Annotated in this window: 27 protein-coding genes; 10 read left to right on the forward strand and 17 right to left on the reverse strand. The window is 70.7% G+C overall.

Annotated features, from left to right (window positions below; genetic code table 11):
• Window positions 1–8: 8 nt before the first annotated feature.
• The 3 genes from fghA to FHY03_RS03190 form a co-directional block, all read right to left on the reverse strand.
• A complete protein-coding gene (fghA, locus tag FHY03_RS03180; protein WP_183928700.1) occupies window positions 9–839 on the reverse strand; it encodes an S-formylglutathione hydrolase in 831 nt (276 codons plus the stop codon).
• A 14-nt stretch (window positions 840–853) separates the two neighbouring features.
• Window positions 854–1,237: a VOC family protein gene (locus FHY03_RS03185; protein ID WP_183921812.1), complete on the reverse strand. Its 384-nt coding sequence runs from the start codon at window positions 1,235–1,237 to the stop codon at window positions 854–856.
• Between the two features lie 150 nt (window positions 1,238–1,387).
• Entirely contained in the window at window positions 1,388–2,494 is a 1,107-nt protein-coding gene (locus FHY03_RS03190) for an S-(hydroxymethyl)glutathione dehydrogenase/class III alcohol dehydrogenase (protein ID WP_183921813.1), read from the reverse strand.
• Window positions 2,495–2,605: 111 nt separating this feature from the next.
• Here FHY03_RS03190 and FHY03_RS03195 point away from each other — a divergent pair, with 111 nt between their 5' ends.
• On the forward strand, window positions 2,606–3,751 hold the full coding sequence (locus tag FHY03_RS03195; RefSeq protein ID WP_183928702.1) for a CaiB/BaiF CoA-transferase family protein: 1,146 nt from the start codon (window positions 2,606–2,608) through the stop codon (window positions 3,749–3,751).
• Window positions 3,752–3,900: 149 nt separating this feature from the next.
• Here FHY03_RS03195 and FHY03_RS03200 read toward each other — a convergent pair whose 3' ends face one another.
• From FHY03_RS03200 to FHY03_RS03260, 13 genes are all read right to left on the reverse strand, one after another.
• Window positions 3,901–4,113, reverse strand: coding sequence for a hypothetical protein (locus FHY03_RS03200; RefSeq protein ID WP_183921815.1), 213 nt, complete (start codon window positions 4,111–4,113; stop codon window positions 3,901–3,903).
• Entirely contained in the window at window positions 4,110–4,322 is a 213-nt protein-coding gene (locus FHY03_RS03205; protein ID WP_183921816.1) for a hypothetical protein, read from the reverse strand. The genes FHY03_RS03200 and FHY03_RS03205 overlap by 4 nt, the downstream gene beginning before the upstream one ends.
• Before the next feature lie 102 nt (window positions 4,323–4,424).
• Entirely contained in the window at window positions 4,425–5,324 is a 900-nt protein-coding gene (locus FHY03_RS03210) for a flagellin (RefSeq protein ID WP_183921817.1), read from the reverse strand.
• Window positions 5,325–5,330: 6 nt separating this feature from the next.
• A complete protein-coding gene (gene flgK, locus FHY03_RS03215; protein WP_183928704.1) occupies window positions 5,331–6,668 on the reverse strand; it encodes a flagellar hook-associated protein FlgK in 1,338 nt (445 codons plus the stop codon).
• Window positions 6,665–7,021 carry a rod-binding protein gene (locus FHY03_RS03220; RefSeq protein ID WP_183921819.1) on the reverse strand — a complete coding sequence of 119 codons (357 nt, stop codon included), beginning with the start codon at window positions 7,019–7,021 and terminating at the stop codon, window positions 6,665–6,667. The genes flgK and FHY03_RS03220 overlap by 4 nt, the downstream gene beginning before the upstream one ends.
• Complete coding sequence (locus FHY03_RS03225; protein ID WP_183921820.1) at window positions 7,021–8,121, reverse strand: flagellar basal body P-ring protein FlgI; 1,101 nt, start codon at window positions 8,119–8,121, stop codon at window positions 7,021–7,023. Before FHY03_RS03225 ends, FHY03_RS03220 begins: the two co-directional genes overlap by 1 nt.
• Window positions 8,121–8,837: a flagellar basal body L-ring protein FlgH gene (locus FHY03_RS03230; protein ID WP_183922041.1), complete on the reverse strand. Its 717-nt coding sequence runs from the start codon at window positions 8,835–8,837 to the stop codon at window positions 8,121–8,123. The genes FHY03_RS03225 and FHY03_RS03230 overlap by 1 nt, the downstream gene beginning before the upstream one ends.
• Window positions 8,838–8,857: 20 nt before the next feature.
• Window positions 8,858–9,649: a flagellar basal-body rod protein FlgG gene (flgG, locus tag FHY03_RS03235; RefSeq protein ID WP_183921821.1), complete on the reverse strand. Its 792-nt coding sequence runs from the start codon at window positions 9,647–9,649 to the stop codon at window positions 8,858–8,860.
• Between the two features lie 14 nt (window positions 9,650–9,663).
• The gene (locus FHY03_RS03240) at window positions 9,664–10,416 is read right to left on the reverse strand and encodes a flagellar basal body rod protein FlgF (RefSeq protein ID WP_183921822.1); all 753 of its coding nucleotides are present in this window, start codon (window positions 10,414–10,416) and stop codon (window positions 9,664–9,666) included.
• A gap of 32 nt (window positions 10,417–10,448) precedes the next feature.
• A complete protein-coding gene (locus FHY03_RS03245; RefSeq protein ID WP_183921823.1) occupies window positions 10,449–11,729 on the reverse strand; it encodes a flagellar hook protein FlgE in 1,281 nt (426 codons plus the stop codon).
• Between the two features lie 42 nt (window positions 11,730–11,771).
• Entirely contained in the window at window positions 11,772–12,494 is a 723-nt protein-coding gene (locus FHY03_RS03250) for a flagellar hook assembly protein FlgD (protein ID WP_183921824.1), read from the reverse strand.
• Window positions 12,495–12,496: 2 nt separating this feature from the next.
• Complete coding sequence (gene flgC, locus FHY03_RS03255; RefSeq protein ID WP_132908352.1) at window positions 12,497–12,907, reverse strand: flagellar basal body rod protein FlgC; 411 nt, start codon at window positions 12,905–12,907, stop codon at window positions 12,497–12,499.
• 4 nt (window positions 12,908–12,911) lie between these two features.
• Window positions 12,912–13,268 carry a flagellar basal body protein gene (locus tag FHY03_RS03260; protein ID WP_132908351.1) on the reverse strand — a complete coding sequence of 119 codons (357 nt, stop codon included), beginning with the start codon at window positions 13,266–13,268 and terminating at the stop codon, window positions 12,912–12,914.
• Window positions 13,269–13,776: 508 nt separating this feature from the next.
• Between FHY03_RS03260 and FHY03_RS03265 the strand changes: the two genes are divergently transcribed.
• The 9 genes from FHY03_RS03265 to FHY03_RS03305 all read left to right on the forward strand — a co-directional run bounded on the left by FHY03_RS03265 (window position 13,777) and on the right by FHY03_RS03305 (window position 20,351).
• Window positions 13,777–14,490 carry a motility protein A gene (locus tag FHY03_RS03265; RefSeq protein WP_260158628.1) on the forward strand — a complete coding sequence of 238 codons (714 nt, stop codon included), beginning with the start codon at window positions 13,777–13,779 and terminating at the stop codon, window positions 14,488–14,490.
• Window positions 14,487–15,008 (forward strand): hypothetical protein, encoded by a 522-nt coding sequence (locus FHY03_RS03270; protein ID WP_260158629.1) that lies wholly within the window; start codon window positions 14,487–14,489, stop codon window positions 15,006–15,008. The genes FHY03_RS03265 and FHY03_RS03270 overlap by 4 nt, the downstream gene beginning before the upstream one ends.
• Complete coding sequence (locus FHY03_RS03275) at window positions 15,005–15,523, forward strand: flagella basal body P-ring formation protein FlgA (RefSeq protein WP_183928708.1); 519 nt, start codon at window positions 15,005–15,007, stop codon at window positions 15,521–15,523. The genes FHY03_RS03270 and FHY03_RS03275 overlap by 4 nt, the downstream gene beginning before the upstream one ends.
• A 78-nt stretch (window positions 15,524–15,601) precedes the next feature.
• A complete protein-coding gene (gene flgM / locus FHY03_RS03280) occupies window positions 15,602–15,898 on the forward strand; it encodes a flagellar biosynthesis anti-sigma factor FlgM (RefSeq protein ID WP_183921827.1) in 297 nt (98 codons plus the stop codon).
• On the forward strand, window positions 15,885–16,196 hold the full coding sequence (locus FHY03_RS03285) for a flagellar protein FlgN (RefSeq protein WP_183921828.1): 312 nt from the start codon (window positions 15,885–15,887) through the stop codon (window positions 16,194–16,196). Before flgM ends, FHY03_RS03285 begins: the two co-directional genes overlap by 14 nt.
• 223 nt (window positions 16,197–16,419) lie before the next feature.
• Complete coding sequence (locus tag FHY03_RS03290) at window positions 16,420–17,271, forward strand: lytic transglycosylase domain-containing protein (RefSeq protein ID WP_183921829.1); 852 nt, start codon at window positions 16,420–16,422, stop codon at window positions 17,269–17,271.
• 4 nt (window positions 17,272–17,275) lie between these two features.
• The gene (gene flhA / locus FHY03_RS03295) at window positions 17,276–19,339 is read left to right on the forward strand and encodes a flagellar biosynthesis protein FlhA (RefSeq protein WP_183928711.1); all 2,064 of its coding nucleotides are present in this window, start codon (window positions 17,276–17,278) and stop codon (window positions 19,337–19,339) included.
• Entirely contained in the window at window positions 19,336–20,127 is a 792-nt protein-coding gene (locus FHY03_RS03300) for a sigma-70 family RNA polymerase sigma factor (RefSeq protein ID WP_183921831.1), read from the forward strand. The genes flhA and FHY03_RS03300 overlap by 4 nt, the downstream gene beginning before the upstream one ends.
• 71 nt (window positions 20,128–20,198) lie before the next feature.
• Entirely contained in the window at window positions 20,199–20,351 is a 153-nt protein-coding gene (locus FHY03_RS03305; protein ID WP_183928713.1) for a hypothetical protein, read from the forward strand.
• A gap of 301 nt (window positions 20,352–20,652) precedes the next feature.
• Here FHY03_RS03305 and FHY03_RS03310 read toward each other — a convergent pair whose 3' ends face one another.
• The gene (locus tag FHY03_RS03310; RefSeq protein ID WP_183921833.1) at window positions 20,653–21,480 is read right to left on the reverse strand and encodes a flagellin; all 828 of its coding nucleotides are present in this window, start codon (window positions 21,478–21,480) and stop codon (window positions 20,653–20,655) included.
• Between the last annotated feature and the right edge of the window lie 103 nt (window positions 21,481–21,583).

The raw sequence follows: 21,583 nt of genomic DNA on the forward strand, positions 1-21,583 counted from the left end.
GGCGCTGCTCAGCCCCTCAGCCGCGCCGCGTGCCAGTCGAGCTGCTCGCCCATGAACGTCGACACGAACAGGTACGAATGGTCGTAGCCCGCGCGCATCCGCAGCTCGAGCGGGATGCCCGCCGCCGCGCAGGCGCGCGCGAGCAGTTCCGGGCGGAGCTGCTCGGCGAGGAAGGCGTCGGCCTCGCCTTGGTCGACCAGCAGCTCGGGCACGCGCGCGCCGTCCTCGATCAGCGCGACCGCGTCGTGGCGGCGCTTCGCCGCGGCGTCGTCGCCGAGGTAGCGGTCGAGCGCCTCGCCCCAGGGCACCTGCGTCGGCGCGACGATCGGCGCGAAGGCGGATACCGCGCGGTAGCGGCCTGGGTGACGCAGCGCCGCGGTCAACGCGCCGTGCCCGCCCATCGAATGGCCCATGATCGACTGGCGCGCCGCATCGACTGGGAATTCGGCCTCGATTAGCGCGGGCAGCTCCGCGGTGACATAGGACCACATGCGGTAATGCGTCGACCAGGGCGCCGCGGTGGCGTCGACGTAGAAGCCGGCACCCTTGGCGAAGTCCCAGCGGTCCTCGTCGGGCACCTCGTCGCCGCGCGGACTGGTGTCGGGCGCGACGAAGATCAGACCGTGGCGTGCGCAGCGCGCGCGATATTCGCCCTTGTCGGTGACGTTGGCGTGGGTACAGGTCAGCCCGGAGAGGTACCAGACGACCGGCAGCGTCGCGCCCGGCGCGTGATCGGGGACGTAGACCGAGAAGGTCATGTCGGTGCCGGTCGCGCCGCTGCGGTGGCGGTAGACGCCCTGCGTGCCGCCATGCGCGCGCGCGGTCGAGACGGTCTCCATGCTTCCTCCTCCGCTCAGGCGACGCGATGGGTCGCGCAGACCTTGTTGCCCGCGGGGTCGCGCAGATAGGCGAGGTACAGCTCGCGCCCGCCGGTGACGTGGCGCACGCCCGGCGGCGCCTCGATCGCGGTACCGCCGCTGGCGACACCAGCGGCGTGCCACGCCTCGACCTGCTCGGGCGAGGTCGCGCGGAACCCGAGCGTCCCGCCGTTGGCGTGGCTGGCGGGCTGGCCGTCGATCGGGCGCGTGACCAGGAAGCGGCCGCCGTCGTGCGCGTAGACCAACCGTCCCCACTCGTCGATCACGCCCGGCGCCGCGCCGAGCGCCCCCAGCGTCGCGTCGTAGAAGGTCTGGGCGGCGGCGATGTCGTCTGCGCCGAGCATGACGTGGCTGAACATGATCTCTCTCCTAAACTCCTCCCCGCTTGGCGGGGAGGGGGACCGCCGCGCGCAGCGCGGTGGTGGAAGGGGCTCGCCACGCAGCGCAGCGCTCGCGGAGAACCCCCTCCACCAGCCTGCGGCTGGTCCCCCTCCCCGTGCCGGAGAGGATTAATAAACCACCACGCTGCGGATGCTCTCGCCGGCGTGCATCAGGTCGAAGCCCTTGTTAATCTCGTCGAGGCTGAGCCGGTGCGTGATCATCGGGTCGATCTGGATCATCCCGTCCATGTACCAGTCGACGATCTTGGGCACGTCGGTGCGCCCGCGCGCGCCGCCGAAGGCGGTGCCCTTCCACACTCGCCCGGTGACGAGCTGGAACGGGCGCGTCGCGATCTCCTTGCCCGCCTCGGCGACGCCGATCACGATCGACTCGCCCCAGCCGCGGTGCGCGCTCTCCAGCGCCTGGCGCATCACCACGGTGTTGCCGGTGCAGTCGAACGTATAGTCGCCGCCGCCGTCGGTCATGGCGATCAGGTGCGGGACGAGGTCGCCCACGTCGCGCGGGTTGACGAAGTCGGTCATGCCGAAGCGGCGGCCCCAGTCCTCGCGGTCGGGGTTGATGTCGACGCCGATGATGCGGTGCGCGCCGGCCAGCCTGGCGCCCTGGATCACGTTGAGCCCGATTCCGCCGAGCCCGAACACGATCACGGTCGCGCCCGGCTCGACCTTGGCAGTGTTGACCACCGCGCCCACCCCGGTGGTGACGCCGCAGCCGATGTAGCAGCTGGTGTCGAACGGCGCGTCGGGGCGGATCTTGGCGACCGCGATCTCGGGCAGCACGGTGAAGTTGGAGAAGGTCGAGCAGCCCATGTAATGGTAGATCGGCTGGCCCTTGTAGCTGAAGCGGGTGGTGCCGTCGGGCATCAGCCCCTTGCCCTGGGTCGCGCGGATCGCGGTGCACAGGTTGGTTTTCTGGCTGAGGCACGACTTACACTGGCGGCATTCGGGCGTGTAGAGCGGGATGACGTGGTCGCCCGGCACCACGCTGGTGACGCCCGCGCCCACCTCGCGCACCACGCCGCAGCCCTCGTGGCCGAGCACGCTGGGGAACAGCCCCTCGCTGTCGAGCCCGTCGAGCGTATAGGCGTCGGTGTGGCAGATGCCGGTGGCCATGATCTCGACCAGCACCTCGCCGGCCTTCGGTCCCTCCAGGTCGAGCTCGACGATCTCGAGCGGCCGCTTGGCCTCGAACGCGACGGCGGCGCGGGTCTTCATGGGGCGGCCTCTCTGTCTCAAGGATGGGCTGCGTCTCTATGCCGCGGGCGCGGCGGCTTCAACCGTCGTGGCACCCTTCTGCACCGCGCCGCGCGTCGCTACACCGCTGGGATGACCGACACTCCCCGCCCCCTCGCCGGCCTGCGCGTGCTCGAGCTGGCGCGCATCCTCGCCGGCCCCTGGGCGGGGCAGCTGCTCGCCGATCTCGGCGCCGACGTGATCAAGGTCGAGCGCCCCGGCGAGGGCGACGACACGCGCCACTGGGGGCCACCCTTCGTCCGCGGCCCCGACGGCAGCGACCTGTCGGCGGCCTATTACCATGCCTGCAACCGCGGCAAGCGCTCGGTCGCGATCGACATCGCCACGTCTGAAGGCCAGGCGCGCGTCGCCGCGCTCGCCGCCGGGGCCGACGTGGTGATCGAGAATTACAAGCTCGGCGGCCTCGTCAAATACGGGCTCGACGCGGCGACGCTGCGCGCGCGCCACCCGCGGCTGATCGTGTGCTCGATCACCGGCTTCGGCCAGACCGGCCCCTACGCCGCGCGTGCCGGCTACGACTTCATCGTCCAGGGCATGGGCGGGATGATGTCGATCACCGGCGAGCCCGACGGCCCGCCGCAGAAGACCGGCGTCGCCACCGCCGACCTGTTCACCGGCGTCTACGCCACCGTCGCGATCCTCGCCGGGCTGCACGCGCGCGATCGCACCGGCGCAGGCACGCACATCGACATGGCGCTGCTCGACACACAGGTCGGCGTGCTGGCGAACCAGGCGCTCAACTGGATGGTCGGCGGCGCGGTGCCGAGGCGGATGGGCAACGGCCACGCCAATCTCGCGCCGTACCAGAGCTTCCCGACCAGCGACGGCGACCTGATCGTGGCGGTGGGCAACGATCGCCAATTCGCGCGGCTGTGCGCGGTGCTCGCGATCCCGACGCTGGCGGAGGACGCGCGCTTCGCCACCAATCCGGCGCGCGTGGCGAACCGCGCCGCGTTGCTGCCGGTCCTGATCGAGCGGACGCTGACCTGGACGAGCGCCGCGCTGCTCGCCGCGCTGGAAGCGGCGGGGGTGCCGGTCGGGCCGGTCAATCGCATCGACGAGGTGTTCGCCGACCCGCAGGTGGTCGCGCGCGGCATGCGACTGCTGGTGCAGGGACTGCCGGGGCTGGCGACGCCGATCGTGCTCGACGGCACGCGGGCGGTCGCGGAGCGGGCGAGCCCACGGCTGGGCGAGCATGACGGCGCCGAATGGGGGTGAGCTCTCAATCCTCCCAGCGAGCGGGGAGGGGGGACCAGCCGAAGGCTGGTGGAGGGGGGCTTCCGCAGGCGCTGCGCTGCGGGGAAAGCCCCCTCCACCACTCGCCTGCGGCGAGCGGTCCCCCTCCCCGCTCGCAGGGAGGATTGGCGTTACGCCCGCGGCGGCACGCCCGCGCGGGTCGCGCGGTGGCGGTCATAGGCCTTTTTCGCCACATAGGCGCCGCCCAGTGCCATGCCGAGCGGCCCCATCCGGGTCACCGCGCGGGTCGCCAGCGCGCCGACCATCGCGCCGCCGACGCCGCCGCGACCGTCGCGCCGGTCGAGTTCGCGCCCGAGCAGCGCGCCGATGATGGTCCTGATCATGCCTTCACCCTTTCCGAGATGGTGTCGCCGAGCGTCTCCAGCCCCTTCAGCACGCCCCAGCCGACCGCGTAGGTGAACGCGACGGGCAGGACGAGCTTGAGGACGTTGGCGGTGATCGCGCCGTAGAGCGCCCCGTCCGCAGCGCTGTCGTCGCCGGACATGGCGTCGATCGCGCCGCCGATCAGCGCGCCGATGGTGGTAGCACCCATGTGGATTGACCCTCGTCGTTGCGCTGCATCAATGCTGCGGGACGACGGCGGTTCCTCCGCGCTCTTACGTGCTCCTGCGCATGCAGGAGTACGAGGCCGTGATCAGCGCAGGTAGGTGAACAGCGACAGCTGCGACAGCTTGGAGAAGCTCGCCTGGGTCGCCGACAGGATCGTCATCGTCTTGGACAGCTCGGTGTACGCCTGGGTGACGTCGGTGTCCTCCAGTGTCGAGCGCAGCTCGGCGCGGTCGACGCTGGCGTTGGTCAGCAGGTTCTGCTGGAGATCGACCCGCGCCGCGCGCGCGCCAACCGAGGCCTGTACGGTCGAGACCTGATCGCTCGCGGTCTTGAGCGAGTCGATCGCGGCGCGTGCCTTCTCGCCGGTCGGCTCGCCCGCCTGCAACGCGGTGGCCAGCGCCGACAGCATCGCCAGCGTGTCGCCCTTGCCCGAGGTGAAGATCCGCGCCGCGGTCTCGGTCGGCTGGATCGACAGGCCGTTCTCGCCGATCGGCACCTCCGACAGGCTGGGCGCGGTATTGTAGGTGAAGGTGCCGTCCTTGTTGTCGATCACCGCGGGCGTTCCCGCCGCGCTGCCGAACAGCGGCTGGCCGCGCAGGTCGTTGGTGTTGCCGAGCGAGACCAGCGTCGCGATCACCGACTGGAGCTGGTCGCCGATCACCTTGCGATCCGACGCGCCGAGCGTGTCGGTGGCGGCGTTGTTCACCAGCTCGGTGGCGCGCTGCATCTGCTCCGTGATCGAGCCCATCGTACCGTCGGCCTGCTTGAGCAGCGAGCCGGCGAGATCGAGGTTGGTCTTGAACGCGCCCGCATCGGCGTCCTTGCGGTCGAACTCGGCGAGCTGCTGCGCCACCGCGACATTCTCGGACGGCGAGCTGATCTTCTTGCCGGTGGCGATCTGGGTCTGCAGCTTGGTCGCGGTCGTCATCAGCGCGCCCATCCGGGCGGCGGAGCGATCGTATAGGAGGTTGCTGGAGATCTGCATGGCGGCTTACCTGATCTCGAGGATCGACTGGAAGGTCTCGCGCGCGACCTGGATCACGCGGCTGGACGCCTGATAGGCCTGCTGGAAGCGGACGAGATCGACCGCCTCCGAGTCGAGGTTGACCCCCGAGGCCTCGGACCGCGCGGTCACCGCGCCGTCGTAGATCGCGGTCTGCGCGTCGCCCACCAGCCGGCGCTGCTTCAGAGTCGCGGCATTGTCGGTGGTGAGCGCCTGGACCTTGCTCTCGAACTGGTTGCCGGTGCGCAGCGCGGCGAGCGCGGCGAGGTTGGACGAGTCGCGCACGCCCCCGCCGGTCTTGGCCGCGGCAATCTGGCTGCCGTCGGTCAGCGCGACCGAGAAGTCGGCCGGGTCGCTGGTGTTGGCGAAGAAGGGCTTGCCCTGCGCGCCGGTGAGATCCTGCCCCTGCTTCTGCAGGTCGTTGACGCTGGTGGTGAGATCGGCGGCGATCGCGCCGAGCTGGTCGCGCGTGGCGGCGATCCGCTGCGCGCCCTCGACCATGCCCGCCAGCGCGCCGCCCTCGGGATTGGCCTGGACCGCGACGCCGCTCGGCTTGAGCACGTTGAGCACCGCGTTGCCGCCGGTGCGCGCGTAGCTCATCTCGCTCGCCTCTTTCGGATCGACCAGCACAGGGCCGTTGCTGGCGCCGGCGCGCACGGTGGCGCGGCCGAAATCGTCGACCTGGACGTTGACCTCGGTCAGCGCACTCATCTGCTGGAGCAGGTCGTCGCGCTGGTCGGCCAGCCCCGCCACCGCGGCCGAGCCCGGCTGCGACTTGACGATGCCCTGGTTGACCTTGAGCAGCGCCTGGCTCAGCCGGTTGAGCTCGCCCACCGTCTGCTGCGCCTTGGTGTCGAGCTCGGCCATGCCGTCGTCGAGTGCCTTGGCGGTGACCTTGAACGAGTCGGCCAGCGTCGCGGCGCTGCCCAGCATGCCGGCGCGCAGCGCGCTCGAGGTCGGCTCGGCCTGGAGCGCGGTGCTCGCCGCGAAGAAGCCGGTCAGGTTGGTCGACAGTGCGCCGCCGGTCATCGCGCCCTCGATCCGCTCGAGCCAGACCGTGCTCGCCTCGGTCTTCTTGGCGTCCGAGCTGGCGCTGCGCACCGAGGCCTCGAGATAGGGGCTGCTGTTGCGCGCGATCCCGTCGACCACCGCGCCCATGCCGTTGAGCGACGAGTTCCAGCCGTTGCTGGTCTGCACCTCGCGGATCGTCGCGCTGCGCCGCACGTAGGACGCGTTGCCGGCGTTGGCGATGTTCTCCGACGTCGTCGTCAGCGCGGTCTGGTACGCGCGGACGCCCGAAGCGCCGATGGAGAGCAGATCACTCATTCCACCGGCGTGCCATGATTCCCGTTAAGATCAGGTTGAGATTGCGCGAGGAACTTGCTCATCGCGGCGCCGATGCCGATCGGTTTGTGGGTCGCCATCTCCTGCACCACCTTCTGGTCCGACATGTCGCGGAAGGTGGTGAGCGCCTTGCTGTCGAACAGTGGGTCGGCGAGTTTGGCCTGGCGCATCGACTTCAGCATCATGCCGGTGAACACCGATTCGAACTGCTGCGCGGCCTTGTCGAGGTTGGCCTTGGTCGCGGTGCGGCTGAGCCCGGTGTCGAGCCCGGTCTTGCCGGTGATCGCGACGCCCCCAACACTCGCAGGGATCCCGTTGACCGGTGAGTCGCCCATCAGAGCACCACCAGCTCGGCCTTGAGCGCGCCGGCCTCCTTGAGCGCCTCGAGGATCGCGACCAGGTCCGCGGGGCTCGCGCCGATGGCGTTCACCGCCTTCACCACGTCGGCCAGCTTGGGGCCGGGCGCGAGCAGGAACATCGGCTTCTTCTCCTCCGAGACCTGGACGTTGGAGCGGTTCTCCAGCGCGGTCTGGCCCTGGCTGAGCGGCGCGGGCTGGCTGATGCGCTGGTTCTCGTCGATGCGGACGGTGAGCTTGCCGTGCGTCACCGCCGCCGCGCCGACGCGCACCGCCGAGTTGATCACCACCGTGCCGGTGCGCGCGTTGACGATCACCTTGGCGGGCGGCTCGGCCGAGGCGACGTCGAGGTTCTCGATCTCGCTCATCAGCGTGGCGCGCACGTCCGCGCCGGTCGGCGCGCGCACCGCCACGGATACCGCGTCGATCGCCTGCGCGGTGCCGGCGCCGAACTTGCGGTTGATCGAGGCGGCGACGTTCTGCGCGGTGGTGAAGTCGGCGCGCTGGAGGTTGTAGGTGACGAAGGGCGTGTCGGCGAAGCCGGTCGCGACCGCGCGCTCCACGGTCGCGCCCTCGGGGATGCGGCCAGTCGAGGGGATGTTGACGACGATCTTGGAGCCGTCCGCGCCCTCGGCGCCGAGCCCGCCGACCGCGAGATTGCCCTGCGCCATGGCGTAGACCTGCCCGTCGGCGCCGAGCAGCGGCGTCAGCACCAGGCTGCCGCCGCGCAAGCTCTTGGCCTTGCCCATCGAGGCGACGGTGATGTCGATCCGCTGCCCGGGCTTGGCGAAGGCAGGCAGCTCGGCGGTGATCAGCACCACCGCGGCGTTCTTGAGGCCGGGGTTGACGCCCGCGGGCAGCTGGAGCCCGAAGCGCGACGCCACCGCCTTCACCGACTGGACGGTATATTCGAGATTGTCGTCGCCGGTGCCGGGCAGGCCGACCACGACGCCGTAGCCGGTCAGCTGGTTGGCGCGGATGCCCTGGAAGCCGCCGAGATCCTTGATCCGGTCGGCGTGGGCAGGGCCGGCGAGCGCGGCGGCGAGCGCGGCGAGCGCGAGGAGCAGCTGGCGGATCATCAGAACGGGCTCACGACCTGAAAGAAGCGGGACAGCCAGCCCTGCCGGCTGGACCGTGCGACGTCGCCCTTGCCGGTATAGGCGATCTGCGCGTCGGCGACGCGGGTGGAGGGCACGCGATTGTCACGGTCGACGTCGGCGGTACGGACGATGCCCTTGATCTGGACGAACTCGTCGCCACGGTTGAGCGTCACGCGCTTCTGCCCGCGCACCAGCATCGTGCCGTTGGGGTAGACTTCGGCGACGGTGACCGAGACCTCGCCCGAGAGCGAGTTGGCCTGGTCCGCGGTGCCGCTGCCGTTGAAGCCGCGCTTGCCACTCGAGCCCACGTCGGTGCCGCTGACGATCCCGCCGAGCGGGCCGGTCGACGGCGGGGTGAGCGAGAAGCTGCCGTCCGAGGCGAGCTTGGACGAGGACGACTTGGAGGCGGCGGTGCGCTCCACCAGCACGATTGTCAGCGGGTCGCCGACGCGGCGCGCGCGCCACCCCTCGTAGAGCGCGGCATAGCCGTCGGCGACCTGGAAGATCGACCCGTTGGCGGCGGGCGGCGCGGGCGGCTGGGCGGGTGCGTGCACCGCAGAGAAATCCTCCGCCGGCTTCTTCTTGAGCACCTTGCCGAGAAGCCCGGCATGCGCGGGCGCGGGCACCAGCGCGGCGGCGGCGAGCGCGCCGAGCGCGGCGTTTAGGGCGACCCGCGCGCGGCGGCGGAGAGACATGGTCGAGGTCATCGCCGAGTCTATGACAGATTTTGGTTAACGTATTTCAGCATGTCGTCGGTCGCCGAGATCATCTTCGAGTTGACCTCATAGGCGCGCTGGGTCTCGATCATGTCGACCAGCTCTTCCACGACGTTGACGTTGCTCGCCTCCAGCGTGCCCTGGCGGACGCGGCCGCGACCGTCCTCGCCCGGCACGCCGAGGTTGGCGGCGCCGCTGGCGGCGCTCTCGGTGAGGAAATTGTCGCCCGTCGCGGTCAGCCCCGCCGGGTTGGGAAAGCTGGCGACCTGGATCTGGCCGAGGTTCTGCGCCTGGTCCTGCCCCGGCACGGTGGCCGAGACGGTGCCGTCGAGCCCGATCGTGATCTGCGTGGCGTTGGCGGGCACGGTGATGCCCGGCATCACCTGATAGCCCTGACTGGTGATCAGCAGCCCCTCGGGCGAGCGCGAGAAATTGCCCGCGCGCGTGTAGCCGAGCTGGCCGCCGGGCATCTGCACCTGAAAATAGCCGTCACCGTCGAGCGCGAGGTCGAGGCTGTTGCCGGTCTGGTTCATCGAGCCCTGCGTCTCGGTGCGCGACGTGCCCTGCACGCGCACGCCGGTGCCGAGGTTGAGCCCGGTGGCGTATTTGCTCTCCGCGGTCGACTGCGCGCCAGCGGCGGTGACGACCTGGTACGACAGCGTCTCGAACGAGGCGCGGTCGCGCTTGAAGCCGGTGGTGCTGACGTTGGCGAGGTTGTTCGAGATCACTCGCATGCGCGTGTCCTGGGCGTCGAGCCCGGTACGCGCGATGTGCATGGCGGACGTGGTCATGGTCTAATCCTTCCTCAGCCCGGCAGGCGCATCACCGATGCGCTCGACTCGTCCATGGATTTGGCCTCCTTGAGCAGGTTGGCCTGGAGCTCGTAGCTGCGCTGGTTCTCGATCATGTCGACCAGCGCCTCGGTCATGTTGACGTTCGATCCCTCGAGCGCGCCCGCGGTGACCTTGCCGTCGAGGTTCTCGGGCAGCGTGCCGCCGCCGCGCACGTGGAGCAGGTTGTCGAGCCCCTTCACCGTGTCGGACCCGGCCGAGGAGACCAGCTTGAGCCGGTCGATCACCTGCGGCTGCCCGCTCTTGTCGCCCTGCGGCACGATCGAGACCGAGCCGTCCGAGCCGATCGACACCGACTCATAGGGCGGCAGCGTGATCGGGCCGCTCGATCCCATCACCAGGAAGCCGTCGCCGGTCTGGAGCGTGCCCGATTCGGAGACGGTGAAGTCGCCGCGGCGGCTGTATGCCTCGCTGCCGTCGGCACCCTGGACGGTGAGCCAGGTGTCGCGGTCGCCCAGCGCGACGTCGAGCGGGCGACCGGTCTGCTGCATCGCGCCCGGCGCGCGGTCGGCATCGCGCACCTCCTCCGAGGTGGGCGCGCGCGCCGACAGCTGCGACGTGCCGTCGGAGAGGATGATGCGGTCGAACGAGACGCGGTCGGCGCGGAAGCCGGTGGTGGACGCGTTCGCCATGTTGTTGGCGATCGCGGCCTGCGCCTGCATGTGCGCGCGCAGGCCCGTCGCCGCGGTGTAGACCAGCTTGTCCACTTACATCCTCTCCTAGAACCCCGCCCCCGTGCTTACGCGCGGATGTTGAGGATCGACTGCGAGACCTGAGTCGCCGTATCCAGGGCCTTGGCGTTCGCCTGGAAGTTGCGCTGTGCCGCAATAAGGTTAACAAGCTCTTCGGTGATATCGACGTTGGAGCCCTCGAGCTGGCCCGACTTCAGGCTGCCGAAGCCCTCCGCCGCGGCGAAGCCGAGCGTCGCCTTCCCCGAGATGCCGGTCGCCTGCCAATAGTTGCTGCCGGCCTGGCGCAGCCCGGTCGGCGCCGAGAACTTGGCGATCGCCACCTTGCCCAGCGGCACGATGTCCGAGTTCGAGTAGCTCGCCTTGATGATGCCCGCGTCGTCGACGGTGATGCCGACCAGCTGGCCGACCGCGACGCCGTCCTGCGTGCGTGCGCTCACCGCCGCCGCCGCCGCGGTCTGGGTCGAGCCGGTGAGGTCGAGCGAGATGCCCTGCGCCGCGGCGCCCGAGGCGGGGATGAAATCCTCGAACTGGATCGTCTGCGCGCCCGTCAGCGCGCCCTTGGTGTCGTACACCTGGGTGATCGGGCCGGCCGAGGTCTGGCCCTGCGGCGTCAGCATCTGGTCGCCGACGTAGGTGAAGACCTGCCACGTGCCGGTGTTCGGCGGCGTCGCGGCGGGCTCGCCCTCCTTGGTGCGGACGTAATAGCTCGTCATCGTCATCGGGTTGCCGTTGGCGTCGTAGATGCGCGTGGCGACCGAGTTGTTGTACGTCGTCGTGTCGGTGCGCTTGAACGCGGCCGGGTCCTTCACCGTCGCGGTGGACGGGATCTGCACCTTGGTGGCGACGTTGTTGGTCATCTTCGGGGTGCCGCTGGTCGGCTGGATCTGCAGGTTGGTCAGCGACTTGTCGCCGGTCGCCGTGACGTTGCCGTCGTTGTCGACGGGGTAGACCATCAGGTAGCTGCCCTGCGCGTCGATCACGTTGCGGCTCTCGTCCACGGTGAAGGCGCCGGTGCGGGTATAGTTGACCTGGTCCGACAGGCCGGTCGACTTCACCACGAAGAAGCCCTCGCCCAGGATCTGCATGTCGAGCGCGCTCTTGGTCTGGTTCGACGAGCCGTCGCTGAACTGCTGCACCGTGCCCTTCACCGACACGCCCGAACCGACCATCTTGCGCGGGTCGGTCGACACGTTCGACGAGATCACGTCGGCGAAGGCGGTGCGGCTCTTCTTGAAACCGTTGGTGGAGACGTTGGCGAGGTTGTGGCTGATGACCGACATGTCGGTCTGCATGGCCTGGAGACCGGAGAGCGAGGTGAAGAAGGACATGGTGCGTGCTCCTGGGGAAAGCGGGACGAGGGAAAGAAGGGGTTAGGCGACCTTGCGGACCGCGGACGGGTCGACCGTGCCGAGCCCGGTGACGTTGAGGACGGGCGCGCCGCCGGCGGGCAGGCTGGCGGATTCCACCGGCGCCCAGACGAGCGAGGTGGCGTCGACCAGGGCCGAGCCCTTCGCCGCCTCGACAGAGACGGTGTAGGGACCGTTCTCGATCTTGTTGCCGGCGTCGTCCTTGCCGTCCCAGCTGTAGCTGGCCTCGCCCGCCGCCTGGGCGCCGAGCTGGATGTTCTTGACGACTCGGCCGTCCTTGTCGGCGATCGAGACGTCGACGTCGGTCGCGTCGCCGGCCAGCTCGACAGCGCCGGCGATCCCGCCCGAGGTGCGCTCATAGGCGGTCGTGCCAGCGGTCAGCACGGTGCGGCCGACATAGCCCATCGCGTCGGTGGCAGTGGTGGAGTTGAGCCGCCCGCTGATGCCCGACAGCGTCTGGTTCATCTCGCTGATGCCCGCGACCGACGAGAATTGCGCCATCTGCGCGACCATCTGCGTGTTGTCGACCGGGTTGAACGGGTCCTGATAGGCCAGCTGTGCGGTCATCAGCGCGATGAAGTCCTTCTGACCCAGCGTCGACTTGCCGGTGGTGGCGCTGACGCCCGCGGCGGTGGTGGTGTTCGAGCGCGCCACGCCGGCCGAGGCGAAGATCGCGTCCTGCGTGGCCTTGTCGGTGGCGGAGGTGTTGGCGGTGATGCTGGTCATGATCAGCGGCCCATCTTGAGGGTGTCGAGGATCAGCGTCTTGGCGGTCTGCATGACCTCGACGTTGTTCTGGTAGGTGCGCGCGGTCTCCATCATGTCGACCAGCTCGCGCGACTCATCGACCGCGGCGTCGAAGACGTAGCCGTCCTTGTTCGCCATCGGGCTGCCGGGATCGTAGCGCTTGGTCGGCGCCTCGCCGGCGGTGACGATCTGCTGCACGTCGGTGGTGGAGAGCCCGCTGGCCGCGTCGAAGCTGGTGCGGAACACCGGCTTCATCGTCTTGTAGGCGGCCTCCTCCGAGCCCGCGACGCCGCCCGCGTTGGCGAGGTTGGAGGCGGTGGTGTTCATCCGGGTCAGCTGCGCCGACATCGCGCGGCCGGCGACCTGGAAGATGGTGAGCGGGGAGCCGGACATCGTCTTACTCCCCCTTCAGCGCGCGCGTGATCTGGCCGATGCGCCCGTTGAGGAACGAGAGCGTCGTCTGATACTGGACCGCGTTCTCGGCGAAGGCGGTCTGCTCGGTGGAGAGCTCCACCGTATTGCCGTCCATCGAGGGCTGGGTCGGCACGCGATACTTCAGCGCGTCGCCGACACCGTCCGCGCCGCGCTGCTCGACCGCACCGAGCGCGGCCTGGAAGTCGATGTCGCGGGCCTTGAAATTGGGCGTGGACGCGTTGGCGATGTTCGACGCGAGCACGCCCATGCGCTGGCTGCGCACCTCCAGGGCTGCTCCGTGAACTCCGAACAAACTCTCAGCCACTGGCCGAACCTCCATGCGAGACGGGGATCGCCCGTCGCCTTCGCGGGAATGTCAGCAAGCCGCGTGCCAATTGCTTCGTGCGGGGCGGATCGGGGGCCGGGGGGTGCGGAGCGGCAAGGGCTTGCCGGTTGCCGGCGCGGTTTGCCGGCAAACGGCGCTGACGGGTGGTCGCCGGATAGCTGCTGGACCGGTGGCCAGGAGCTCGCAGGACCGCGAACGCTACCGTGCTCGGCGAAGGCCGGAGCCCAGGTGGGAAGGCGGTGGTGAGACCCACGCAGGTCCGCGCAACTGGCCCCCGGCCTCCGCCGGGGCACGAGCGGAGTGGGGCTCTCCTCACTCCCCCCTCCTTCCTTCATGCTGAACTCGTCTCAGGATGACGCTAGTGGAGGGGGTGAGCGCCACTGCCGCCTTCCCACCTGGCCCCCGGCGTGCGCCGGAGCGGTAGAGGATGAAGCGCCGACCTCCTCACGATCGCGCACCGAACTGGCCCGCCCCTTGCAACGACGCGGGCATGACTCCCGGCATGTTCCTCGACCCCGCCGCGCTCGCGATCGTATTCGGCGGCACCGCGCTCGCCGCGGCGCTTCGAACTCCCGCGCGCGACCTCGGCCGCGCTTTGCTCGCGCTGCGCGTGCTGCCGCGCCGCCGCTTCCGCGCCGACACACGGCTCGACCAGATCGCCGCGCTCAGCCGCATCGCCGCGCGTCACGGCGTCCACGCGCTCGACCGCAGCGTGATCCACGACGGCGACGTCGCCGCCGCGGTGGCACTGATCGTCGACGGCGCGCAGCCGGACGCGGTGGTCGCCGCGCTCGATACCGCGCGGCGCGCCCGCATCGAGCGCCACCGCCTCGTCACCGACTGCTGGACCGGCGTCGCCGAGGCCGCGCCGGCGCTCGGCATGGTCGGCACCTTGGTCGGGCTGGTCGCGATGTTCACGCGGATGAGCGACCCGGGCGCGATCGGCGCGGCGATGGCGGTCGCGCTGCTCGCTACCTTATATGGCGCGCTGCTCGCCAACCTCGTCGCCATGCCGATCGCCACCCGTCTGCGCGCCGCCGCACGGGCCGAGGCGCTCGAGCGCGCGCGCCTCGTCGCTCCGCTGGCCGAGCTCGCCGCGCGCGAGGCGCCGCGCGTGCGCGCCGGCGCGCGGCTCCACCCCGCGCCCGAGCCCGTCGCCGTCGCGGGCGACGCGGCCGAGGACGCCGACATCGTCTCGCACGAGCGGGCAGCATGAGCGACGACGATCTGCTCGCCGACGAGGCGCCCGCGCGCGCGCTGTGGCTGATGACGCTGGCCGATCTCGCCTTGCTGCTCGTCGGCTTCTTCGTGCTGCTCCAGGCCAACCAGCAGCTCGACCCGCGCGCGCTCGCGGCCGGGCTGGCGGAGGGCTTCGGCGCCGAGGCGCCCGCCGCGATGCCGGTGGCGAGCTACGGCGTGAGCGGCTTCGCGCCGGGCAGCGCGACGCCCCCCGGCACGCCCGCCGCGCTCGCCGCCTGGGCGCGTGCCGAGCTGCGCGACCCGCGCGTGAGCCTCACCGTCACCGGCGCGACCGACGGCACCGCCGCGGACGTCGACCCGCGCTCGCGCAGCGCCACCCTCCTCGCCGCCGATCGCGCGCGCGCGGTTGCCGCGGCGCTGGCCACCGCGGGCGTGCCCGACGCGCGGCTCGGCCTCGCCACCGCGGTGCGCCCCGGCCGCCGCCAGGTACTCGTCACGCTCGCGTTCGCGGGCGAACAAGGGAAAAAGCCATGATCGCCGCCCTTCTTCTCGCCGCCGCCGCCACCGGCGCCGGCTTCCAGGACACCGAAGCGCTCGACCGCGCCGTCGCCGCCTTCACCGCGCGCCCGATCGGCAGCGAGGGCGGCGCGCGCGCCCCGGTCGACGCGCGGCTGCGGCTCGCCGCCTGCCCGATGGTGGCGATGTCGTGGCGCACCGAGGCGCATGACGCCGTAGTGATCGCCTGCGCCGGCCCGTCGTGGCGGCTGTTCGTCCCCGTGATCGCGCCGCCACGTGCCGCCGGTGCGGTGGCGCCGCGTACCGCCGCGGCCGCCGCGATGCCGGTACGCGCGGACCCGGTGATCCGCCGCGGTGACGCGGTGACGATCGAGGCGGGCAGCGACGGCTTCGCGATCACGCGCGAGGGCGTCGCGATCGCCGACGCCGCCCCCGGCGCGCGCGTGATGATCAAGGTGGACGACGCGCCCCGCCCGGTGCAGGCGGTGGCGGTCGAGGCGGGGCGCGCGACGCTGCCCGGCTGGCCCGAATGAGCGGCGATAAAAAAGTGCTAAAGTCGCGCCACAGCCTGTCGTTTTTCCCGATGTCCACGGGGACCGACAGGTGCAGAGATGGTGGAAGCGGTAGGAACATCGACGATCAAGGCGAACGACCTGCGGGTCGCCGGCGTGACGCGCGTCAGCGCGCCGATGCCGGCCGCCGCCCCGGTCGCCAGCAGCGCGACGACCGCGACCGTGGCGCCGCAGACGCTCGCCAAGTCGCTCGCGGCGGAGCCGCCGGTCGACGGGGATCGCGTGCAGCAGATCAAGACCGCGATCGCCAACGGCACCTTCCCGCTCTCGCCCGCGACCATCGCGGACCAGTTCATCGCACTTCGTTTCGACTGGATGGCCAATGAACAGGCGTGACGCGCTGGTGCGCGTGATCGACATGCTCCACGCCGAGATCGCGGCGTTGAAGGCCAACGACATGGCCGGGCTGGAGCGCGCCACCGGCAACAAGCTGCGCGCGATCGAGACGCTCCGGTCGCTCGGCGACGGCCCGGCCGATGCCGAGCTGCGCGGGCTGGTCGAGGAGGCCGACCGGCTCAACGACACCTGCCGCATCTACGTCAACCTGATGGCGGCAAATGTCCGCCGCCGCCTGCAACTTCTTTCCGGCCAGGGCGGCGGCGCCTACGGCCGCGCGGGCTTGGCTTACGCGTAAGGGGGAAGGACCCGACTGCGCTTCGATCCCCCCCTGCAAGGGGAGGTGGCAGGCCGCAGGCCTGACGGAGGGGTGTCCCCGGCGGTGAGGGACCGCGACCTAACCGGCCGCGACACCCCTCCGTCAGCGCTGACGCGCTGCCACCTCCCCTTGCAGGGGGGATCGTTGATACCCTGCGGCCCTGCGACGCTCCATCTGGCACGCCTCTTGCTTCACGCAGGGCATGACCGTCTCCGCGCTCACCCCGGCCACCGGCCGCGTTACCTCCGCGATCCAGCGCGCGGCGCAGCGCACCGGCGTCGACTTCAACTATCTCCTTGGCCAGGCCAAGATCGAGAGCGGGCTCAACGCCAGCGCGCGCGCCAGCACCTCCTCCGCCTCGGGCCTGTACCAGTTCGTCGAGCAGAGCTGGCTCGCGGTGGTGAAGAAGCACGGCAGCGAGCATGGCCTGGGCTGGGCGGCGGACAGCATCCAGCAGTCGGGCGGGCGCTTCACCGTCAGCGGCGGCAACCGCGCCGCGGTGCTGGGGCTGCGCAACGATCCCGAGGTCGCCTCGCTGATGGCGGCCGAGCATGCCAGCGACAACAAGGACGCGATCGAGGCGTCGACCGGCCGCACGGCGACCGGCACCGACCTCTATATGGCGCACTTCCTCGGGCTGGGCGGCGCGCGCACCTTCCTCTCGGCGATGCAGAACAACCCCGAGCGCAGCGCCGCCTCGCTCTTCCCCGCCGCCGCGCGCGCCAATCGCGGCGTCTTCTTCGACAGCGACGGCTCCGCACGCTCGCTCGGCGAGGTGTACCAGCGCTTCGCCGGCAAGCTGGGCGACGGCGCCGCCCCGGTCGGCGCGGCCTCGCCGTCCGACCGGCTGCAGTTCGCCGCGCAGGCGCTGGCGATGGGCGACGAGAACACCGTCGTCACCGGCGCGGGCGAGAGCGCGACCGACGCGCTCGCCTGGGCCAAATCGACGCTCGGCCAGATCAAGGGCAGCCAGGCGCAGCAGGCCAGCCTGCTCCGGCCGACCCCCGCCAACGCGCGGCTCGCCTACATGATGCTCGCACGGATGGGGAACTGATCCGATGAAGCTGCTCAGCCACGCGCGCCAGGCCGCGCTGCCCTTCGCGATCCTGCTGCTCGTCGTTCTCATGGTGGTGCCGATCCCGGCCTTCATGCTGGACGTGTTCTTCATCATGAACATCACGATCAGCCTCGCGGTGCTGATGGTGGCGCTCAACGCCGAGAAGCCGCTCGACTTCTCGTCCTTCCCGACGGTGCTGCTGTTCGCGACGCTGTTCCGGCTCGGCCTCAACGTCGCCTCGACGCGCATCGTGCTGGTTCACGGCCACACCGGCTCGGCCGCGGCGGGGCATGTGATCGAGGCGTTCGGCTCGTTCGTGATCGGCGGCGACTATGTCGTCGGCCTGTTCGTCTTCGCGATCATCGTCATCATCAACCTGATCGTGGTCACCAAGGGCGCCGGCCGCGTCTCCGAGGTGTCGGCGCGCTTCACGCTCGACGCGCTGCCCGGCAAGCAGATGGCGATCGACGCCGACCTCAACGCGGGCCTGATCACCCCCGACGACGCCAAGAAGCGCCGCGTCGAGGTCGCCACCGAGGCCGACTTCTACGGCTCGATGGACGGTTCGTCCAAGTTCGTGAAGGGTGACGCGGTCGCCGGCCTGCTGATCCTCGCCGCCAATATCGTCGGCGGTCTGATCCTCGGCCCGGTCAGCCACGGGCTGACCATCGCCAAGGCGGCGCAGAGCTACACCATGCTGGCGATCGGCGACGCGCTGGTGGCGCAGGTGCCCGCGCTGCTGCTCTCGATCGCCGCCGCCTCGATCGTCACCCGCGTCAGCTCGGACAAGGACCTCGCCGGCCAGATCGGCGGCCAGTTCGGCTCGGCGCGCACCTGGGCGCCGGTGGCGGTGATCCTGACCTTGCTCGGGCTGCTGCCCGGCATGCCGCACTTCGTCATCCTGCCGCTCGCCGCCACCGCCGGCTTCGCCGCGTGGAAGCTCCACCAGAACGCCAAGCGCCCGCAGATCGTCGAGGCTCCGGTTCAGGTCGAGCAGCCCGATCCGTCGAAGATCGGCTGGGACGAGGTGACCGAGGCGATGATGGTCAACCTCGACGTCGGCTACGGCCTGGTGCCGCTGGTGGACGAGCGCCGCGGCGCGCCGCTGATGAGCCGCCTCACCGGCGTGCGCCGCCAGCTGAGCAAGGAGCTGGGCTTCGTGGTGCCGCAGGTGCGCGTGCGCGACGACATCAACCTCGCACCCTACACCTATCGCGTGATGCTCGGCGGCGTGTGCGTCGGCGAGGACCAGGTCTCGCCCGACGAGATGCTCGCGCTCGACACCGGCCAGGGCTTCGGCGAGCTGATCGGCAAGAAGGCCAAGGACCCGACCTTCGGGCTCGACGCCACCTGGATCTCGCCGGGCGACGCCGATGCCGCGACCGGTCAGGGCTATCTCGTGGTCGACGCCGGCACGGTGATGGCGACGCATCTCAACCACGCGCTCGGCGCCAACGCCGCCGACCTGCTCGGCGCGGACGAGGTGCAGTCGCTGCTCGACGGGCTCAAGGAGCGCGCGCCGCAGCTGGTCGCCGCGCTGGCGCCACTGCCGCAGACCGCCCTGGTGGCGGTGCTCAAGGGGCTGCTGTCCGAGGGCATCCAGCTGCGCGAGTTCCGCCGCATCGCCGCCGCGATCTCGATGGCCGCGCAGAAGACGCACGATCCGGTCGAGCTGATCGAGCTGATCCGCCCCGAGCTGGGCCCGCTGATCATCGCCAAGCTGGCCGGCGTGCGCGAGCCGCTGCGCGTCATGACGCTCGAGGGCGGGCTGGAGCAATTGCTCGGCCAGGGGCTGCGCAGCGATCCCAGCCGCCAGGTGATCGAGCCCGAGCTCGGCCGCCGCATCGTCGACGCGCTCCAGGATGCGGCGCAGCCGCTGATGGCCGAGGCCAAGCCGTTCGCGCTCGTCGTGCAGCCCGCGATCCGCGTCGCCGTCCGCAAACTCATCCGCACCGTTCTTCCGGATACCCCTGTCATGAGCTTCTTCGAAGTGCCCGAGGACAAGGCCGTCGAGGTCGTCGCGATCATCGGCGGCCAGCACCAGCCGCAGGCGCTGGCGGCATGAGCGCCGAGCCGATGCGCGGCGCCTTCGCCGCTGCCCAGCCCGCGATCGCCCCGGCCTCTTCCTCGGCGCCCGCCGCGATGACCGCGCCGCTGACCTACTCGCGTCCGCGCAAGCGCGACGAGAACGCGCTGGTGCAGCAGCACCTGCCGCTCGTCCGCCGGCTGGCGTGGCACGTCCACGGCTCGGTCTCGACCGCGATCGAGGTGGAGGACCTGGTCCAGGTCGGGCTGGTCGCGCTGGTCGAGGCGGTTGCCGCCTTCGAGGACCGCGGCCAGGTGACGCTCAAGCAATATCTCGTGACGCGGCTGCGCGGCGCGATGATCGACGAGCTGCGCCGCCACGCCGCGATGACGCGCGGCGCGATCCGCCGCAAGCGCGAGTATGCCCGCGCGGTCAACCAGCTGAGCCACGAATATGGCCGCGCGCCGACCGACCGCGAGGTCGCCGCCAAGCTGGAGGTGACGCCGGAGAAGCTGCGCACCGACTATGCCGCCGCCGAGGCGGTGCGTTACGAGTCGATCGACGAGGTCTATGCCGACGACCAGCCGTGGTTCGCCAGCGACACGCCCGACGCCTTCGAGCAGCTGTCCGAGGCGCAGACGCGCGACCGGCTGATCGCCGCGATCGCCTCGCTGCCCGAGCGCGAGCAGATGGTGATCCAGCTTTACCACGTCGAGGAGCTCAACCTCGAGGAGATCGGCCAGGTGCTCGGCGTCGGCGCCGCGCGCGTGTGCCAGATCAAGTCGAGCGCGCACGCGCGGCTGAAGAAGGCGATGACGCGCGGCTGAGGCGGGATCGCGGCGGGATCCGGGCGTGGGCGCGGGCGTTGCCCCGCGATCATGCCCGAGAGGAGCCGCCCATGACCGACCCACGCCAGCCCGACCCCGCCGCCGCCCCGCTTCTTGAGCCCGAGCGCGACCGCGACGCCCCCGCCGACCCGAGCGTCGACCAGCTCCCGGAAGGCGAGCCGGAGGACAATCCCGACGACTTCACCGTCCAGGGCGGGGAGTGAGGGGGCGCCAGCCCGTTTGAGCCACCTAAGATCCTCCCCGCTCGCGGGGAGGGGGACCATGCGCAGCATGGTGGAGGGGGGCTTCCGCAAGCGGTGCGCTGCGTGGGGAACCCCCTCCACCACCGGCCTTCGGCCGGTGGTCCCCCTCCCCGCGAGCGGAGAGGATTTTTCCCGTCGCGTGCTCTCCACCAACGAGAACCCCCGCCAGCCACGCTGACGGGGGTCCCGCGGTCCACTGAGCTCATCCCGGCGCCGGCCCCGCCATGTTCGGGGGCGAGGGGCCGGCGACGGGCGTCGGCGATTAGCCGAGCAGCTTCATCACGCCCTGCTGCGACTGGTTGGCCTGCGCCAGCATCGCGGTGGAGGCCTGGTTGAGGATCTGCGACTTCGCCAGCGCGGTGGTCTCGGTCGAGAAGTCGGCGTCCTCGATGCGGCTGCGCGCGTCGGTGAGATTGGTGACGTTCGCCGTCGCGTTGTTCACCGCCGACTCGAGCCGGTTCTGCGCCGAACCCAGCGAGGCGCGCGCGCTCGAGACCTGCGCGATCGCGGTGTCATACTGGTCCAGCGTCGCGTTGTTGGCGGCGGTGGCGTCGGCGAAGCTCAGGTCGGTCACCGTCTTCAGGCCACCCGCGGCGGTGAAGTCGACCGACTTCAGCGTGACCTTGTCGCCCGAGTTCGCGCCGGTCTGGATGTCGAAGCCGGTCGCCGCGGTCGAGTCGAACAGCTTCTTGCCGTTGAACGCGGTGGTGGTGACGATCGAGCTGATCTGGTCCTTGAGCGCCAACTGCTCGGCGCGGATCGACGAGACGTCGGCCGCGGCATAGGTGCCGTTGCTCGCCTGCACGGTCAGCTCGCGCATGCGCTGCAGCATGTTCGAGACCTCGCCCAGCGCGCCTTCCGCGGTCTGCGCCATCGAGATGCCGTCGTTGGCGTTGCGGATGCCCTGGCTCATGCCGCGGATCTGCGACGTCATCGAGTTGCTGATCGCCAGACCGGCGGCGTCGTCCTTGGCCGAGTTGATGCGCTTGCCGGTCGACAGGCGCTCCATCGAGACCGACAACGCCTTGTTGGCGCTGTTCGAGGCGGCGGTGGCGCGCAGCGCCGAGGTGTTCGAGTTGATCACGGTCATGGGACTATCTCCATCTGCCCGGCCCGCTCGCCGCCCCCGAATACGCAGGTGGCCGTGCCGTCTCCCCTACAAACGACCGATCCGGCGGGAGATTTAGCGTTTT

Source organism: Sphingomonas sp. BK345 (assembly GCF_014193845.1).
Classification (GTDB): domain Bacteria; phylum Pseudomonadota; class Alphaproteobacteria; order Sphingomonadales; family Sphingomonadaceae; genus Sphingomonas.